Consider the following 17216-nt stretch of genomic DNA (forward strand, 5'->3'; position numbering starts at 1 on the left):
CCCACATACGGAACCGGTCGTAGATCGTCGACCAGGAGCCGTAGCTGTTCGGCACGTCCCGCCAGGGGCTTCCGGTACGGAACCTCCACATCACCGCGTTGAAATAGCTGCGCAGGTCAGGGATCGGACCGGACGCCCCCAGCGGGAGGTACGGCTCGATCAACTCCCATTCACCATCGGTCAGATCACCACGCGTCATACCACTGTGCTACCAGCCGAAACACCCACACGAAGGACGAACACCCCGATTGTGATCCAGACTCAGAACAGGCCCTAGCACCTCACCCCTGGCAGGGAAGTGAGCGGACATGATTCCCACCGTCGTCCTCGCGGCACTGGCCCTGACGGGGTTCCTCGCCTGGTTCTTCTTCGGCCCGAAACACGCGCAGCGCACCGAGCTGCATCACGGCGTGCAGCGGGCGACGGTCGTCGTGGCGGGCGGCTACTCCCCGAACCTCATCCACGCCCGTCCCGGCATCCCCCTGCAACTGACCTTCGACCGGCGCGAAGGCGGGGACTGCACCTCTCACGTCGTGTTCCCCGACTTCGGCATCAACGCGGCTCTACCCGCGTACGCGACCACCACGGTCGAGCTGACACCCGACCGGCCCGGTCGCTTCGGGTTCGCCTGCGGGATGAACATGGTGCACGGCACTCTGCTCGTCGGACCCGACGGCGCTGGCAGCTCTCCCGCCGGCGGCGAGACAACCCGGGTCGACGCGACGACCGAACCGCACCGAGGGCAGACCGTGGCTCCGGAGCCCGCCGACCTCGACACCGAAACCGCTGCTCGCCAGACTGAGATCAGGGACCTGACCCGGCGCGTCGTTGTCGGCGCGGTGCTGAGCCTCCCGGTCGTCGTCGCCGTGATGGCCGCGGACCTGTTCCACGCGACCTGGGTACCCGAGGCGCTGATGAACCGGTGGCTGCAACTGGCGTTGATCGCCCCGGTCATGGCCTACACGGGCTGGCCGATCCACCGCACCGGCTGGCTCGCGCTGCGCCACCGCGGCGCCGACATGAACAGCCTGATCACGCTTGGCACCACGGCCGCGTTCGGCTACAGCACGCTGGTCACCGTCGCGCCCGGCATCTTCCCAGCCGATGTCCGTGATGTGTACTTCGAAGCGGTCGGCGTCATCCTCACGCTCATCCTGCTCGGCCGGCTGCTGGAAACACGGGCGAAGGCCGGCACCGGCCAGGCCATCCGCAGCCTGATCGGCCTGCAGGCCCACACCGCCCGCCTGCTCCGCGACGGAGCGCAGATCGACGTACCGATCGAGGACGTGCTACCCGGCGACACCGTGCTGGTCCGCCCCGGGGAGAAGATCCCGGTCGACGGCGAGGTCATCGACGGACGATCCACGGTGGACGAGTCCATGGTCACTGGTGAGCCGATGCCGGTCACCAAGCAGGCCGGTGACACTGTGATCGGCGCGACGATCAACCAGACCGGGGCGTTCCGGTTCCGGGCCACCAAGGTCGGCCGCGACACCATGCTCGCCCAGATCATCCGCCTCGTGCAGCAGGCACAGGCATCCAGGGCACCGATCCAGCGGCTGGCCGACCTGATCTCCGGCTACTTCGTCCCCGCGGTCGTCGTCATCGCGATCTGGACGTTCGTCGTCTGGCTGCTCGCCGGACCGCAACCGGCCCTCACCCTCGCGCTCGTCTCGGCGGTCGCAGTCCTGATCATCGCCTGCCCCTGCGCACTCGGACTCGCCACACCGCTGTCCATCATGGTCGCCACCGGCAAGGGCGCCAGCCAGGGCATCCTGATCCGCTCCGCCGAAGCTCTGGAGACCGCGCACAAACTCGACACCATCGTCCTGGACAAGACCGGCACCATCACCCAGGGGCATCCCACGCTCACCGACATCCTGCCCACCGCCGGTATGGACGAGACCCTTCTGCTACACCTCGTCGCCACCGCCGAAAACGCGTCCGAACACCCGCTCGCCGCCGCCATCGTCGCCAGCGCGACCAGCCGCGGAATCCCCCTCACCGAACCGACCGGCTTCGACTCGGTCACCGGTAAAGGAATCCGCGCGACCGTCGACGGCCACGAGGTCCTCATCGGCAACCCGGGCCTGCTCACCGCCGCAGGCATCGACCCCACCTCGTTCGAAGCGGACACGATCCGGCTGTCCGAAGACGGCAAGACGGCCATGGTCGTGGCTGTCGACGGGCACCCGGCCGGTGTGATCGGCGTGGCCGACACCATCAAACCCGACTCCACCCAGGCGATCGCCGAACTCCACCGGCTCGGCCTCGACGTCATCATGATCACAGGTGACGGGCGGCGGACCGCCGCCGCCATCGCCCGCCAGGTCGGCATCGACCGGACACTCGCCGAGGTCCTCCCCGAACACAAGGCCCACGAAATACAGCGACTACAAGGCGAACACCGCAGAGTCGCCATGGTCGGCGACGGCATCAACGACGCCCCCGCCCTCGCCCAGGCCGACGTCGGCTGCGCCATCGGCACCGGCACCGACGTCGCGATCGAGGCCAGCGACATCACCCTCGTCTCCGGCTCACTCACCGGCCTGGTCACCGCCATCCGGCTGTCCCGGGCGACGATGCGCAACATCCGCCAGAACCTCTTCCTCGCCTTCGTCTACAACATCGTCGGAATCCCGATCGCGGCCGGGGTGCTCTACCCCTTCTTCGAGATCCGGCTCAGCCCCGTCATCGCCGCCGCCGCCATGGCACTGTCCTCCCTCTCCGTCGTCACCAACGCCAACCGACTACGCCACTTCACCCCACCACCACCCGACACCACGGCGACCCCGACACCGACCGAACCCACCGTCGAGACAGGAACGACCGTCGGACCCACCACGCACGCCGCACACGCCACTTCGACCGAACCGTTCACGGACCCCGTCTGCGGCATGCGCATCAACCCGAACAGCCCACACACCTAAAACAGATCACGGAAAATCCCGTGCTTCTGCGCCGCGCACCGACTCGACACGTTCGCCGCCAACCATGACATAAGCCGCGCACCCCACCCACACTGCGGGCCGCCAGATGCTGGCTCTTGACGCAGGACGGCACGATCATCATTCCGTTCCGTGGTGGCAGACATTGTGGCACCCGGGTTCCGCAGCGGGTGGGCACACAGGCAGCCGCAAACCTCGGATGACCTGTGGAAACGCAGGTCATCCTGCCAGTATGACGTGTGCCCAAACCCGACCCAGGTGGGCGATCAGCAGCTCTGACGTGAGGTGCGGGACTGTTTCAAGATCGGTGTTTCCGGCCCGACACGCCGGGGTGAGTAGACCGATCCCGGAATGCCGATGTCGGCGCTTGTCCGCCGGGCGGACACCTGTTCGCCGCCGACGAGGCGCTGCTCTTCGCCACCTCGACCGCCAGCCCGTCCTCGCCCTTATTCTGACAGTGACTTATCCGCGCAGGTCAGGTCGAGTTCGAACCAGACTGTCTTCCCGGTGCGGGTGGGACGAGCTCCCCACTGGGTGGCGAGTTGGGCGACAAGCTGAAGCCCGCGGCCGCCCTCGTCATCGGCGGAAGGGTTCAGCAGGCGCGGCACCCGGCTGTCGCCATCGGCGATTTCGACGTAGAGGGCGTGGCGACCGCGGCGTAGCGTCAGGTCGCTGGGGGTCTTCGCGTACCGGATGGCGTTCGTGACGAGCTCGCTGACGAGGAGCTCCACAAGATCGACGCTGTCGGTGAGCTCCCATTGCCGCAACGCGGCAACGGTGGTGTCGCGGGCGGCTTTGACGGCCCGCGGATCGGGCTCCACGGTGGTTGTCCAGGTGGTGGCGCGCGCGGTGGCGCGGACGAGGAGGAGCGCGACGTCGTCGTCGTAACCGCCGCTGCGGTCGATGAGGGTGAGCAGCCGCTCGGCCGTGGCGGGCAAGCTGCCGGTGGCGACGAGGGCCGCCTGCAACTGGCGGACACCCTGACCGATGTCAATCTTCGGGGATTCGATGAGTCCGTCGGTGTAGAGGGCGAGGGTGCTGCCTGCCGGGAACGGGTACCGAACTTCGGTGCACGGTGGGCCGCCAATGCCGAGGATGATTCCTTCCGGCTCCTCCAGCAGCCGAGCGTCTGTGTACGCATCGACGATGGCGGGTGGGAGGTGACCGGCGTTGGCGACGGTGATGCTGGCGGTCGCCGGCTCGAAGATTGCGTAGACGCAGCTGACGAGGGCACCGTCCGGCCCGGCACCGATGTTCTGCACCAGGCTGTCGAGGTGCGTCAGGACGTCCGCTGCCGGGAGGTCGAGGGCGGCGAAGGCACGGACCGCGGCGCGGACCTGGCCCATCACAGCGGCGGCGGCCAGGCCACGGCCCATCACGTCGCCGATGACGAGGGCGACCCGGCCGGCCGACAGCGGCACGATGTCGAACCAGTCGCCGCCGACCTCGGTTCCTGCCGTGCCGGGCTCGTAGCGCCATTCGATGTCCAGACCCTCGACGGCCGGCAGCCCGCCGGGCAGCAGCCCGCGTTGCAGGGTGATTGCGGCCGTGCGCTGTCGGTCGAAGGCGCGGGCGTTGGCGACGGCATTGGCGATCCGACTGCCGAGCTCCGCCGCGGTCTGCACGTCGTACTCGGTGTAGGTCCGCCCGGACGGCCCGAGACCGAGGTACACCGAACCGTGGTATTCGTTGCCGACCAGCAGCGGGACAGTGATTGCGGTGCGAACGGCGATGTATTCGAAGTGCTCATCCCGCTGCGGGTGATCGACGCTGGCGATCACCCGCTCGTCGACGTCGAAGAGGACCGGACGGCGGGTGGCGAGGGAACGGTGCGCCGGGTTGTCCTGATCGACATAGGTGATGGCGGAAGGCAGGAGCTGGTGGGCCTCCGGCGGCGGCAGCAACGGCGTGTTCCCAGCGACGGTGAGACGCAGCGGCAGCCGGGCCGGCGGGGCTGTCGCGTCCAGCGGCTCCTCGGTGAGGTACAGGTCGCAGTTGTCGGCGAACTCGGGAACGATGAGCTCGACCATCCCCTCCAGCGTCGCCGTCAGGTCCAGTGAGGCTCCGATCAACCCACTGGCCCGGCCCAGCAGCCGCAACCGCTGTTCCACCTTGTCTCGCGCGGCCTCCGCCCGCCGCTGGTCGGTCACGTCCACCAGGGCGACGCCCACCGCCGCGACGGACCCGTCCCCGCCGCGGAGCGGATAGTGGGACACCCGCCAAGTCCGCTGCCCTGGCCGGGGGGCAGGAGTGGAACCGGTGATCTCCACGTTGAGGATGGGCTCGCCGGTGGCAAGGACCTGACGGATCACCTCCCAGGCCCCGGGGTGGACGTCGGGGAGTAACTCGCTCAACGGTCGTTGCCCGATGTCGTCGACGGACAACCCATTGATGGCTCGCATCGCGCGGTTCATCTGGCGTACCCGCAGCTTCCGGTCAGTGATCAGCAGGCCGATCGGGGCCAGCTCGAACAGCTGCGAGGTGAACAGCCCGGTCTCGGACCCGGGCGGAGCGCCCGGGTCAGTTCCGTCGGGTGGATCCAGAGCGGCGGCCGAGTTCTCGCGACCGTGCCGGGCAGATCCGCCCATGTCACCAGTCACCACCGGACCGAACGTCTGGCACCCAGAAGCCGTTGCAGGGCCTGCTTCGCGGTACGGGCGCACGACAGCAACGAAAAGCGGCGGGTGGCGGGCGGACAACCGTACAAATGGTCACCCAAGCGCCATCCCGGTTCACCACAAGAACGCCCATGCCCAGTGCGCTGCCACCGAAACACATGATCGATTCCGCGGTCCGTGGCCTGCGCGCTGAAGCACGCGAGCAAGGCACGCACGTCGGCCATCTTCACCTCGGCGGGGACGATGCCTGATCAGGATCGGCGAGATGCATCGGGCACCACCACCGAAGACATCTCGATGTTGCACAGGTCGGTCAGTTTGACGACGACCTCGGTGCCCGAGAGCCGCACGTCGACGATGGGTTCGCCGGGGTCGCATCACGCGGAAGGTACGTCACCGCTCGACGACGGACCCACTTTATCGGTGAGGCTCACCGGGAGACCTGGCCAGCGACTGTTCCGCGGACGGGCACCGGGCAGGCGGACGTCCCAGCCCTTCCCGCTCGGGGGCAGGATGTTTCCGCCGGCCCATCCCAACAGCATCGCCTCCGCCTCGGGCGGGGGCGACGGGTCAGTTCATCGGTTCAGCGCTGCGCTGACAGCGGTAGCGACATGATCCGGACCGACACGAGCATTCTCGACGCGGGCTGGGGGTGCTCCTCGCGATCCTGCGCGCCAAGGCTGAGAGTGCCGGACGGGTGTCGTCGAGGTCAGCCCCGCCGACACGTACCGCACTCGCGCCGTCTGCGGTCGCTGTGCCGCGGAGAACCGCAGGACACAGGCCGAGTTCGCCTGTCACATGACGACGCCCGGGGTGTCGGTCAGGTACGCGACGACCTTGGCGCGTACCTGACGGTCGTCTTCGCCGCGAGGACGAAGACGTGACAGGCCCCGACGGGCCAACCACCACGACCGAGAGGGCCGGGCGTGCGATAGGCTCCAACGTCGAACGTGCGTTCGAAGAGTGTGGTGTGATCCAGGGAGCCTACGGAGACCACATGATCTGTCTCGTGCTGTGTGGATCCGCGGTCCCCCGGTTCGAGCGCCGATGAGTCCGCAGCTAGGGTCGCCAAACATGGACCGTCTGACGGAGCATGCGGCGCTGCTCACGCTTCTTCGCGGCCGCCGCCGTCAGTGGGGGCTCGTCGCTGACGAGGTCGAGGAGACCGGCAGCGCGCTGCGTGTGCTCGAAGCCGACACGAACGGGGACCAGGGCGACCTCTTCGAAGGGTTCTCGGACGGGATAAGCGCTGCCCTGGACGCGGCACGCGAGACGCTGCTCGGGTGGGACGCGCAAGGCATTCGAGTAGTCACGCTGCTTGATGCGGACTATCCAGCGCAGCTGCTCACCGTCCACCAGCGCCCTCCCTTCCTGTTCTTCCGGGGCCGGATGAGCCCGGACGACGCCGCCGGGGTCGCCGTGGTCGGTACCCGCTCGGCCTCGGCGGAGGGGCTGCGCCGTGCCGAGGAGATCGCCGCCGGGCTTGCCCGGCGGGGCCGCGTCGTCATCAGCGGACTCGCCGCCGGCGTCGACACGGCTGCGCACAGCGCCGCCCTGCGCGAGCGCGGCCGCACCGTCGCCGTCATCGGAACAGGGCTCCTCAAGTCCTATCCCCGAGAGAACGCGCCTCTTCAGGAGAAGCTGGCTCGCGAACAGCTGGTGCTGTCACAGTTCTGGCCGGAGTCCCCGCCGACCAAGACAAGCTTCCTGATGCGCAACGGTGTGATGAGCGGATACGCCGCCGCGACGGTCGTGGTGGAAGCGCCGGAGAAAAGCGGCGCCCGGACACAGGCACGGCTCGCACTCGAACACGGCCGGCCTGTCTTTCTCCTGGACACGGTCATGGTGCACGAGTGGGCGCAGGAGTACGCTCAACGTCCAGGTGTCACCGTCGTGAGTAGCGTCGAGGAAGTCTTGAGCCTGCTGGACGAGCTGACTGTGTCCCCGGACACGGTAGTCTGGTGACCTCACCGCGCCGTGCCCGCACAGTAGTCGAGGTCTCCGACCCCTACGCCAACTATCTCCTTCAGGTTCCTCCCTCCGGAGAGGGCGTCTGCATCACCTGCCACTCGTCGGTATACGACGGGTACGAGCGGTGCCTGCCGTGTAACCGGGCACGCCAGAAACTCGGTGCCCTGGTCTTCGACGCGACGGCGTTCGTTTCCTTGGCGCCCTCGGGTCAGCAGCTCGCGAGAGAACTGCTCACCTACAAGAAGGAAGAGATCCCGGAGCGGTACCGGCACCCGCGGATGGCTGGTCTGGCCGCGGTCCTGTGGCGGTGGCTTTCCGTGCACGAGGCCCATGTGGCGCAGGGGGCGGGAACACCGGGATTCTCGATGGTCACGTCGGTTCCCAGTACGAGGGGCCGGCCGGGAGAGCATCCGCTGAAACGTCTGGTCAGTGGAATTGTCGCAGGAACCGGTGACCGGTACGTCGACCTGCTGGAAACCCATGGCGGTGACCGCGGCCGGGAGGTGGCGACCGATCGGTTCACCGTCGTCAGACCGGTCACCGCCGCCTCGGTGCTGGTGATCGACGACACGTGGACCAGCGGCGCGCGAGCCCAGTCCGCCGCCGCAGCCCTCAAACTGGCCGGAGCATCCAAAGTCGGATTCGTCGGGGTCGGCCGATGGTTCAACGCGGATTTCGCCGACAACGCGAAATGGCTGATCCGGCGACGTAGAACCAGGTGGAACTGGGACCGTTGCTGCCTGGAGTAGAGGTCACGATCCAGCTACTACGATTCCCTGCCGCACCCTGGGTGTTTCCGCGACCGAGGTAGAGCGGGCGCAGATGCGCGTTGCTGGATATTTTTTCGACTACCCGGCACACTCCTTGGGAAGATCCCGACCCGGATAGGCCGGCAGCCCGGCACTGGGCGGGCACGCCGGATCTTTCCGGAGGCCTGGCGGGCCCTGATCATTTTTCGCTCGGCAGCGACATGATTCAGCCCCCCCGTTACCTTGCTCGCAGGCCCGAAACGGGCTGTTCAGGCCACCGTCTCCGGCATGACTGATCGCCCCTGTCGCCCATGACCTGGGGGGTGTTGTCACCGGAGACGGCGGACGGACGTGACCGCTGATAGAGACCTGGCATGGGTGATGCCTGCTCGTAACGTGGCTGCCGGCGCGCTGTCCATGGTCGGCCTGGACCCCGCCACAGAAGGTGATCCACTTGGAGGAGACCGACAACCCCACCACCGAGCCCTACACCGTGTTCTGCGGGCTCGACGTCGGCAAGGAAACCCACCACGCAACCGCATTGACCCCGGCCGGTAAGAAGCTGCACGACCGGCCGTTACCCAACGACGAACCCGCCCTGCGGGCCGTGTTCACCACCCTCGCGGCCCACGGCCGGGTACTGGTGATCGTGGACCAGCCCGCAAGCATCGGCGCCCTGTCGATCGCGGTCGCCCGCCAGATGGGCCTGGACGTCGCCTACCTGCCAGGGCTGGCGATGCGCCGCCTCGCCGACCTGCACCCGGGCGAGTCCAAGACCGACGCCCGCGACGCCTACGTGATCGCCGACGCCGCACGGACCCTGCCCCACACCCGCCGCGCCCCCCTCTTCGCCGAACACACCGACACCCTCCTCCACGAACTCGGCCACACCGACGACACCATCATCAAACTCAAAATCGACGGCGCCATCACCTGACAGACCCTCGCGACAGATCCCTTGGAAAAGGATCCCCCGGGAACCGGAACACATCCGGCTCCTCTCCGAGGCGCGACCACCAGAGGAGCGCACCCCCGTGAGCTTCACGATCGATCTCAGCGGAAAGACGGCCGTCGTCACCGGCGGCGGGCAGGGCGTGGGGCGGGCGATCTGTCTTTCGTTGGCCGCCGCCGGTGCCCGGGTGCTGGTCAACGACTACGTGTCCGACCGGGCCGAGGCGGTCGCCAAGGAGATCACCCAGAGCGACGGCAACGCGGCGGCCAGTCCCTTTGACGTCTCCGACTACGCGGCCGCGACCAAGGCGATCACCGCCGAGCCGGTCGACATCCTGGTCAACAACGCGGGGAACGCGGGGCCCGCGGTGCAGGACGCGAAGGCGCCTGCCGCGCCGGGCGCGCCCGGCGCGGGTGCGCGCGGTCCCTCGGTCAGCCTCGGCGAGTTCGCGAACACCGAGCCGGCCGACTGGGACCGTTATTTCGCGGTGAACCTGTTCGGGGTGATGAACTGCATCCGCGCGGCGCTCCCCCACATGATCGCATCCAGTCACGGGCGGATCATCACGATCGTCTCGGACGCGGGACGGGTCGGCGAGCCGCACATGGCCCCCTACGCCGCCGCCAAGGCCGGCGCGGCAGGCCTGACCCGGGCGGTCGCCCGCGAGGTCGGCCGCGACGGGATCACCGTCAACAACGTCGCGCTCGGGACCGTCGACACCATCGGCCTGGAGGCCATGGCCCGCGAGTCGGACGAGGTGGCGGACCGTGTGCGACGCCAGCTGAAGCGCTACATCATCCCCCGGCTCGGGCAGCCCGACGATGTCGCCGGCCTCATCACCTTCCTGGCCGGGCCCGCCGCTTCGTGGATCACCGGCCAGACCTACCCCGTCAACGGCGGCTACTCGGTCACCATGTGACACCGCACCGAAGGGAACAGCGTGGACCCCGATCTCAGCCCCGACCAGCGCCTTCTGAAGGAAACCACCGAGCGCTTCATCGACTCGACGTTATCGCTGGACCGGGTGCGCGCACTGATCGACTCGGGCGGCGAGGTCGACCCCTCCTACCGGGAGAACGCCGCCGAGCTGGGCTGGTTCGCCTTCCTGGCCCCCGAGTCCCTCGGTGGCGGGAGCGTGTCCGGTGACGGTGTCCTCGACGCCACCCTGCTCGCCGAGCTGCGCGGGCGGTTCCTCCAGCCGGGCACCTTCATCGACACCAACGTGGCCGTGGCGGCCCTCAGCGCCCACGGCTCGGAGGAGCAGCAGGCCAAGATCCTGCCCGCCCTCATCGCGGGGGAGGCCGCGGCGGCGTGGGCCGTCGCCGACCCGGCCGGGGACTGGTCCGGGGCCCGGGGCGTCACCTGCGAGGCGGCGCCGGGCGGCGGATACCGCCTGGCGGGCCGCAAGGGACTGGTCCTGGAGGCCCAGTCGGCGCAGTGGCTGCTGCTGACCGCCGCCGGCCCCGAAGGGCTCGCCCAGTTCCTCCTGCCGACGGGCACCCCGGGCCTCACCGTCGAGGTGCTCTCCGGCCTCGACCTGAGCCGCCGGCTGTGCGAGGTCCGCCTCGACGACGTCCTGCTGGACGAGTCCGCGCTGCTCGGCCCGCCCGGCGCGGCCGCGGACGCGGTCGGGACGCAGCTCCAGCTCGCCGGCGTGCTCAGCGCCGCGGAGACCGCCGGTGCCATGCAGTACCTGTTCGACCTGACCGTGCAGTACTGCAAGGACCGCATCGCCTTCGGCCGCCCGATCGGCTCCTTCCAGGCGATCAAGCACCAGCTCGCCGACAGCAGCCTCGCGCTGGAGATGAGCCACGCCGTCGTCAGCGCGGCGGCCCGGGCCGTCCAGGAGAACAGTGCCGGGGCGGCGCACGCGGCGAGCATGACCAAGGCCTTCGTCTCGGACGCCGCGGTCGAGCTGGCGCACAACTGCTGGCAGCACTTCGGCGGCATCGCCTACACGTGGGAGCACGACTTCCACTTCTATCTGCGTCGCCTCACCGCCGACGCGTCGTTGTACGGCTCGCCCACCTGGCACCGGGAGCGGGTCTGTCAGTTGGCCGGCCTGTAGAGAACGACGGAGGACAGAAGGCGCCATGGTTGACCAGCCCGATCTCGAGGACTACCGCCACCAGGCCCGGACATGGCTCGCCGCGAACCTCGAACCCCGCGACGCGAGCCAGTCCGGCCTCGGCCGCGGCGACGGCTCCGGCTCACACACCGCCGAGGACTACCTGCCGGAGCGGGCACTTCAGAAGAAGCTCCACGAGGCCGGCTACGCCGGGATCAACTGGCCCAGGGAGTACGGCGGCCAGGGGCTGAGCGACGAGCACGCGCGGGCCTTCGCCGAGGAGGCCGCGGGCTACCGCACGCCGGAGCTGGGCCACGCCGGCGGCACGACCTACGGCCCGGTCAGCAAGACCCTGATCCGGCACGGCTCACCGGAGTTCCTGGCCCGTCACCTGCCCCGGATCCTCTCCGGAGACGAACTGTTCGTGCAGCTGTTCTCCGAGCCGAACGCGGGCTCGGACATGGCCGGCATCACGACGAGAGCGGTCCGTGACGGCGACGAGTGGCTGATCACCGGATCGAAGATCTGGACCAGCGGCGCCTCCTACGCCGACTACGGGATGTGTCTGGCCCGGACGAACTGGGACGCGCCCAAGCACCGCGGCCTCACCTGGTTCGCGGTCCCCCTGCGGGCCGAGGGCGTCACCATCCAGCCCATCCGGGAGATCACCGGGGACGCCGAGTTCTGCCAGGAGTTCCTCGACGAGGTCCGGGTGAGCGCCGACGAGGTGATCGGCGATGTGGACCAGGGCTGGACCGTCGCCCAGACCATGCGGCGCGGGCCGCGACGACCCGCTCAACATGCCGCCCGCGCAGGCCGCGGAGATCGACCCGTTCCTGCTGGAGCTGGCCCAGGCGGCCGGCCGGGCCGGTGATCCGGTCGCCCGTCAGGCGATCGCCCGGATCCACACCGCGGACTGGGCCCGGGGAGAGCTGGGCCGGCGCATCACCGGGCTCCTGCGCTCCAGCGACAAGCCCGCGGCCGGCATCGCCTCCTACTGGAAGCTCGCGGCGGGCGTGCACGACCCGCTGCGTGCCCGCCTCGTCATGGAAATCGGGCAGGGGATGCCTCTTGTCTGGCGCGGGGACGACGGGCGCCGCGCCGCGCTGGATTATCTGAACAGCCGGGTCTGGTCGATCGCCGGCGGTTCCAACGAGATGCAGCGCAACGCGATCAGCGAGCGCGTTCTCGGCCTGCCACGGGAGCCGAGCTTCGACCGCGGCAAGCCGTTCAGTGAGGTTCTTCATAACGCACGGCGGTGGCTTGAAAACACGTGATGTGACCCGTCGCACGGACCGGCCCGCCCGTGCGACGGGTCGGCCCCGGGCGAGCGGGGGGAACCACCGGGCCTGATGGTACCGGTATACTCCGCACGGTGAGCACTTCGAATGAGCCGCGCCGGCGAGCGGGCCTTCTACAGGAGCGATCCCGGGAGACCCGGCATCGCCTGGTGCGCGCCGCGCTGCATTTGTGGACCGAGCGCGGATTCGAGACCGGTATCGAGGACACGCGGGTCGAGGAGATCTGCCAGGCGGCCGGGGTCACAAAGGGAACCTTCTACTTCCACTTTGCGCACAAAGAAGACATTCTACTCGAGATGGGCGCCGAGACAGCCACCGTCCTCAACGAGTCGGCGAACCGCTGCGTCCGTTCCGACCGCAGTCTCGACGACTCGCTGCGCACTGTGCTGAACGCCGTCGCGCGCAACATCAAGGGCACTCCCCCGGCGGCCGTCAGCCGCGCGCTTGCCGAGTTCCGGAGACCGCACCGGATCCACGCCTCGTACAGCGGCCCGGCCTTCTCGGAAGCCTTCGAGAAGCTGTTCGCCAAAGCCCAGGAGAAAGGCGAGGTGACCCAGCGGGTCGACCCGTCCGAGATGGCGCAGATTCTCGAGGCGCTGGTCGTGGACTGCATCATGGAGTGGTCTCACGGACGGCTGCCGAAGCTGAATCAGGCGCTGCACCTCCGGGCGGCGATCGTGACGGCCGGGCTGCACCCCGACGTCAACCTTCCGGACTGATCCGGGGCCTTCCGGTGCACGGCCGGGCCGAGATGGTCCGGTCCTCCTGGCCTCGACCAGGGCCCGGGTCCGATCCTGCCCGACTCCGGCCGACCGAGATGGTCGGCGACCTTGAACGTCGCCTGGACCTCTCGATCTCGCATACCTGGACGTAGACGTGCGCGCGCCCGGTCGCGATCATGTCCGTCCGGCGGTCGGCGATGTAGCGGTAGCCCACCGGTAGAGCTCACCCACCCGCGGAACATGCGCCGCGCGGTCGGGAGATTCACACATACGACATCACCCGGACGGCCGCCGGGACCGTCGAGTCCCACAGCGACGAGATGGCCGCGTTCCGCCAGGCTCGGCCACGAGAGGCGCCCACCGCCGCGGATAACGCCACCGCATCCGGATGAATCGCGGCGAGTTCGCCTGCCCACCGCGGCCGCACTGCGGCTGCCAACGGGTCGGAAAACGCCGCCACCAGACCTTACCCGATGAACCGCCAGGCCCGCTCCCGGTGCCATCGATAACGGGATGCCGGCGTGTACGGCGGCGTTCCTGACCGGCGCTCGGATGGCGCCGGGCAGTCCCGCGTACGGGCGGAGTCTACGCGTTGGACCTGCCGGCGGGTAGCAAGTGGGCGCGATGGACAGGGTAGCGTGCCGACATCTCCAGGAGTTAGACTGAGTTTAAATATTCCGATCATGACGAACTCGTGGAGGGCCCGTTGACTGAGACCCCTCAGCTCGGATCGCGCGGTATCTACGTCGCGGATCTTGAGCAGAGCCTCTCCTATGACATATTCGACGCCGATCACCATCTGTACGCTCCGTCCGACGCCACGTCGCGATACCTCTCCGCTGAGATGATCGAGCGCGCCTGGCTGCCCGGCGAGACCCGGATGCTCACCGAGGAAGAGCACGAGGAAGACGAGGAACTCGACCACGAGAGCCGCACCCTCGGCGTCCACTCGCAGCCCGAGGGTGGCCACGGCGGCGTCGACATCAATGAGCTTCCTGCCATGGAGGGAAGCATTCCCATCCCTGGCGCGATGCTGAACAAGCTGAACCCGATGAAGGATCTCGACCAGCTCAGCCGGGCGCAGCTCGTCGAACGGTACAACGCGATGCGGCCGGCCTTCGAGAAGAAGGACCCGCGGCTGACCCTGATGGACATGCAGAACGTCGAGGTCGCCGTTCTCCACGCGGTCGGGACCGGGTGGGAGAGCGCCTTCCGCCGCGGCGACGTCGAGGCCGGCTACGCGGTGAACCGGGCGTTCAACGACTGGCTGTGGGAGGACTGGGGCTACACCCACGAGAACCGGATCCTGGTCCCGGTGCCCATCCAGCTGTTCGAGATCGACCACGCGGTCGCCGAGCTTGAGCGGACCCTCGACCGCGGCGCCCAGCTGGTCGACCTGCAGCCCGGCCCGGCCTGGGGCCGCTCCCCGTTCGACCCGTACTTCGACCCTGTGGGGCTCCAGAATCCCGATTCGGCCTGTGAGCCGGCCTCCTGCGGATGATGCGATCTTCCGCAGGAGGTGTCAGGCGTCGTTGCGATATTCGCTGATCAGCCCGCCGAGGATGCGTGTGCGACGGACGGTGGACTCCGAGGTCGGGGCGACCACGAGTGGCGACCGGACCTCTGGACGCCGCGAACGAACGTGAGGGTCAGCGCCGGCGGAGCGCGGGCTGGGCCAGGGACGGCGGGACATAACCGGCGTCCTCCGGGTTGACGTTGACGCCAGGCGGGACGATCTCGTCGATCCGGTCCAGCGTCGCCTCGTCCAGGGTGACGGCGCCGCCGGTGAGCTGGCTTTCCAGGTGCTCCATCGTGCGCGGGCCGATGATCGCCGACGTCACCGCCGGGTGGCTCAGCACGAACGCCAGCGCCAGCTCGATCAGCGTGACACCCACCTCGGCGGCGAGGTCGGCGAACGCGATCGCAGCCTCGACCTTGCGCTGGTTCGCGGGCACGGACAGATCGAACCGGTTCGGCACCCGGGACATCCGGGTGCTCGTGACCTCGCCGCCGTCGCGGGTGTGGCGCCCGGACAGGAAGCCGCCGGCCAGCGGGCTCCACGGCAGCACCCCGAGTCCGTACTTCTGTGCCACGGGCAGCAGATCGGCCTCGATCCCACGGACGAGCAGCGAGTACGGCGGCTGCTCGGTGACGAACCGCTCGCGGTTGCGGCGCTCGGCCACCCACTGTGCCTCGACCACCTCGTGCGCCGGGAACGTCGAGCTGCCGAAGTAGCGGATCTTGCCGGCCCGGACGAGGTCGGTGAGCGCGCCGAGCGTCTCGTCGATGTCGGTCGACGGGTCGGGACGATGCACCTGATAGAGGTCGATCCAGTCGGTGCCGAGCCGCCGCAGGCTGTTCTCCACCTCGGTGACGATCCAGCGCCGTGACAGGCCGCGCCGGTTGGGCCCCGGTCCCATCGGCATGTACAGCTTGGTCGCGAGCACGACGTCGTCGCGGCGGCCGGCCAGCGCCTTACCGACGATCTCCTCGGACTCGCCGGCGGAGTAGGCGTCCGCGGTGTCGACGAAGTTGACGCCGGCGTCCAACGCCCTGTGAATGATCTTTATTGAGTCGTCGTGGTCCTGGTTGCCCCAGGTCCCGAACATCATCGCACCCAGGCAGAGCGGGGAGACCCGCACGCCGGTGCGGCCGAGTACGCGGTAGTCCATGTTCGGTAAGCATGTGCGGGGTGAGTAACCTGGCGCAATCCCTACATCAGGCTGTTGCGTACTGGAGAGGGCGCGTGGGCAGATAGCGATGTTCGGCCGGAAGCGCGCCAGCGCGCGTAGAGGCGCGAAGCGGGAAAAGCGGCCCCGTACCTGCATCTGGGGCGCCGACGACGAGGTAGTCGTCCTTGGCCGGCTCCCTGTCCCGGCCGGTTGTGTGGCGGCCGGGTGGCTACTGGTTGGTCAACTTGTCGGCGATCTGGTCGATGAGGCCCTGTTCGATGATCGGCGGCGGGACGTCCTGGATGTTGGTGACGTCGAGCTCGACGGCCACCTGGCCGACGTAGAAATAGATCGTGTCGAAGACGTAACCGTAGGTGCCGTATTCGTCCGTGATGCCCATCGAGATGCGGACCAGCGCGGTGGCCCCCCGCGGCGGGGACGGTGTCTCGACCGCGACGATCTCGTAGGTGAAGCCGTTCTCGTCCTCGCCCGCCAGCTGGTCCTCCAACGCCGTGCGGTAGCAGTCACCAAAACCAGGGCTGGTCACGATCTGGGCGTTCCGGCGGATCTGGCTCTCAGAGAGGACCTTCGCCCGGCTGATTGCCTGGAAATCAGATTCCTCGATGTTGGTGAAAGTGTCGCCCGTCGTCTCGTCCGATGGCGGCGACGGATTGTAGTCGGGGACTCCGACGCATGCGGCGACCTGGGCGCGAATCGCGCTGCTGTCGCTGTTCTCGTCGCCAGCGCCGCCCGAGCTCTCGAAGCCCGCGGTCTCCTCGCCCGCCGTGAGCACATAGTCCCCCGCGCGCAGGATCCTCGCCGGCGCGACGGTGGCCTGCGTGGGCGGGGCCGCCGGCCCGGTCGTCCCCGGCCCGGTCGCCCCCGACCCTGCCGCCGCGGGCGGCGGCGCTGCGGGGTCGACCGGGATGACGCCCTCCTGACATCCCGCGACCACGACCGCCAACGCCGATGCGACAATCCCACCACACACCGACCGGCGTACGTTCCAGCCCCTCCGCATGCCGCCCATTACCTACCTCCGCAAGGTTCACCCAAGCCGTTACACGAACGGTACTATCCGCCGCTACTGACGATTAATGCGTGGTGTTAATGCTCCCGGTGATAGTCGCGGGTGTGCGGGTAAACCCTTTGTATGAGGTATGCGACGGGTGGCGGGTTGACGCCCGCCGAGCAGGTGGAAAGGGAACGGGTCCG

The 17216-nt window shown here is 68.6% G+C and carries 13 protein-coding genes and 1 pseudogene; 10 read left to right on the forward strand and 4 right to left on the reverse strand.

Translation table 11 applies throughout. From position 1 onward, the window contains the following. Nucleotides 1–199: transposase (locus tag FMEAI12_RS03150; protein WP_146776625.1), on the reverse strand; the 199-nt coding region annotated here is incomplete at its 3' end. A gap of 109 nt (nucleotides 200–308) precedes the next feature. Here FMEAI12_RS03150 and FMEAI12_RS03155 point away from each other — a divergent pair. Continuing rightward, nucleotides 309–2930, forward strand: a complete 2622-nt coding sequence (locus FMEAI12_RS03155; RefSeq protein WP_112104914.1) for a heavy metal translocating P-type ATPase — start codon at nucleotides 309–311, stop codon at nucleotides 2928–2930. 464 nt (nucleotides 2931–3394) lie between these two features. Here the strand turns inward: FMEAI12_RS03155 and FMEAI12_RS03160 are convergent, their stop codons facing one another. Beyond that, nucleotides 3395–5536, reverse strand: a complete 2142-nt coding sequence (locus tag FMEAI12_RS03160) for a SpoIIE family protein phosphatase (protein ID WP_112104915.1) — start codon at nucleotides 5534–5536, stop codon at nucleotides 3395–3397. A 1104-nt stretch (nucleotides 5537–6640) separates the two neighbouring features. Here FMEAI12_RS03160 and FMEAI12_RS03170 point away from each other — a divergent pair. The 9 genes and pseudogenes from FMEAI12_RS03170 to FMEAI12_RS03205 all read left to right on the forward strand — a co-directional run bounded on the left by FMEAI12_RS03170 (nucleotide 6641) and on the right by FMEAI12_RS03205 (nucleotide 14830). Beyond that, the gene (locus FMEAI12_RS03170; protein ID WP_112104916.1) at nucleotides 6641–7531 is read left to right on the forward strand and encodes a DNA-processing protein DprA; all 891 of its coding nucleotides are present in this window, start codon (nucleotides 6641–6643) and stop codon (nucleotides 7529–7531) included. Then, nucleotides 7528–8286, forward strand: a complete 759-nt coding sequence (locus FMEAI12_RS36975; RefSeq protein ID WP_200835172.1) for a hypothetical protein — start codon at nucleotides 7528–7530, stop codon at nucleotides 8284–8286. The genes FMEAI12_RS03170 and FMEAI12_RS36975 overlap by 4 nt, the downstream gene beginning before the upstream one ends. Nucleotides 8287–8740: 454 nt before the next feature. After that, nucleotides 8741–9220, forward strand: a pseudogene (locus tag FMEAI12_RS03180) (transposase); the annotation flags it as partial. 100 nt (nucleotides 9221–9320) lie between these two features. Then, nucleotides 9321–10157 (forward strand): SDR family NAD(P)-dependent oxidoreductase, encoded by an 837-nt coding sequence (locus FMEAI12_RS03185; protein WP_112104917.1) that lies wholly within the window; start codon nucleotides 9321–9323, stop codon nucleotides 10155–10157. A 21-nt stretch (nucleotides 10158–10178) separates the two neighbouring features. After that, nucleotides 10179–11306: an acyl-CoA dehydrogenase family protein gene (locus FMEAI12_RS03190; protein WP_112104918.1), complete on the forward strand. Its 1128-nt coding sequence runs from the start codon at nucleotides 10179–10181 to the stop codon at nucleotides 11304–11306. A 25-nt stretch (nucleotides 11307–11331) separates the two neighbouring features. Further along, a complete protein-coding gene (locus FMEAI12_RS03195; RefSeq protein ID WP_306769438.1) occupies nucleotides 11332–12180 on the forward strand; it encodes an acyl-CoA dehydrogenase family protein in 849 nt (282 codons plus the stop codon). Further along, nucleotides 12107–12583, forward strand: a complete 477-nt coding sequence (locus tag FMEAI12_RS39680; RefSeq protein WP_306769437.1) for a hypothetical protein — start codon at nucleotides 12107–12109, stop codon at nucleotides 12581–12583. The genes FMEAI12_RS03195 and FMEAI12_RS39680 overlap by 74 nt, the downstream gene beginning before the upstream one ends. A gap of 173 nt (nucleotides 12584–12756) precedes the next feature. After that, nucleotides 12757–13326 carry a TetR/AcrR family transcriptional regulator gene (locus FMEAI12_RS03200; protein ID WP_235013641.1) on the forward strand — a complete coding sequence of 190 codons (570 nt, stop codon included), beginning with the start codon at nucleotides 12757–12759 and terminating at the stop codon, nucleotides 13324–13326. A gap of 709 nt (nucleotides 13327–14035) precedes the next feature. Next, a complete protein-coding gene (locus tag FMEAI12_RS03205; RefSeq protein ID WP_235013642.1) occupies nucleotides 14036–14830 on the forward strand; it encodes a hypothetical protein in 795 nt (264 codons plus the stop codon). A gap of 148 nt (nucleotides 14831–14978) precedes the next feature. Here the strand turns inward: FMEAI12_RS03205 and FMEAI12_RS03215 are convergent, their stop codons facing one another. Beyond that, the gene (locus FMEAI12_RS03215; RefSeq protein WP_071066431.1) at nucleotides 14979–16001 is read right to left on the reverse strand and encodes an aldo/keto reductase; all 1023 of its coding nucleotides are present in this window, start codon (nucleotides 15999–16001) and stop codon (nucleotides 14979–14981) included. Nucleotides 16002–16230: 229 nt separating this feature from the next. After that, nucleotides 16231–17031: a hypothetical protein gene (locus tag FMEAI12_RS03220; protein ID WP_112104920.1), complete on the reverse strand. Its 801-nt coding sequence runs from the start codon at nucleotides 17029–17031 to the stop codon at nucleotides 16231–16233. Nucleotides 17032–17216: the final 185 nt, after the last annotated feature.

The sequence above is a fragment of the Parafrankia sp. Ea1.12 genome (assembly GCF_900465275.1).
Lineage (GTDB): Bacteria > Actinomycetota > Actinomycetes > Frankiales > Frankiaceae > Parafrankia > Parafrankia soli.

Excerpts from the sequence above, each read along its gene's own strand:
- FMEAI12_RS03155 (WP_112104914.1), top strand. The coding sequence starts at position 309 with ATGATTCCCACCGTCGTCCTCGCGGCACTGGCCCTGACGGGGTTCCTC.
- FMEAI12_RS03160 (WP_112104915.1), bottom strand. The coding sequence starts at position 5,536 with ATGGGCGGATCTGCCCGGCACGGTCGCGAGAACTCGGCCGCCGCTCTG.
- FMEAI12_RS03170 (WP_112104916.1), top strand. The coding sequence starts at position 6,641 with ATGGACCGTCTGACGGAGCATGCGGCGCTGCTCACGCTTCTTCGCGGC.
- FMEAI12_RS03195 (WP_306769438.1), top strand. The coding sequence starts at position 11,332 with ATGGTTGACCAGCCCGATCTCGAGGACTACCGCCACCAGGCCCGGACA.
- FMEAI12_RS39680 (WP_306769437.1), top strand. The coding sequence starts at position 12,107 with ATGCCGCCCGCGCAGGCCGCGGAGATCGACCCGTTCCTGCTGGAGCTG.
- FMEAI12_RS03215 (WP_071066431.1), bottom strand. The coding sequence starts at position 16,001 with ATGGACTACCGCGTACTCGGCCGCACCGGCGTGCGGGTCTCCCCGCTC.
- FMEAI12_RS03220 (WP_112104920.1), bottom strand. The coding sequence starts at position 17,031 with ATGGGCGGCATGCGGAGGGGCTGGAACGTACGCCGGTCGGTGTGTGGT.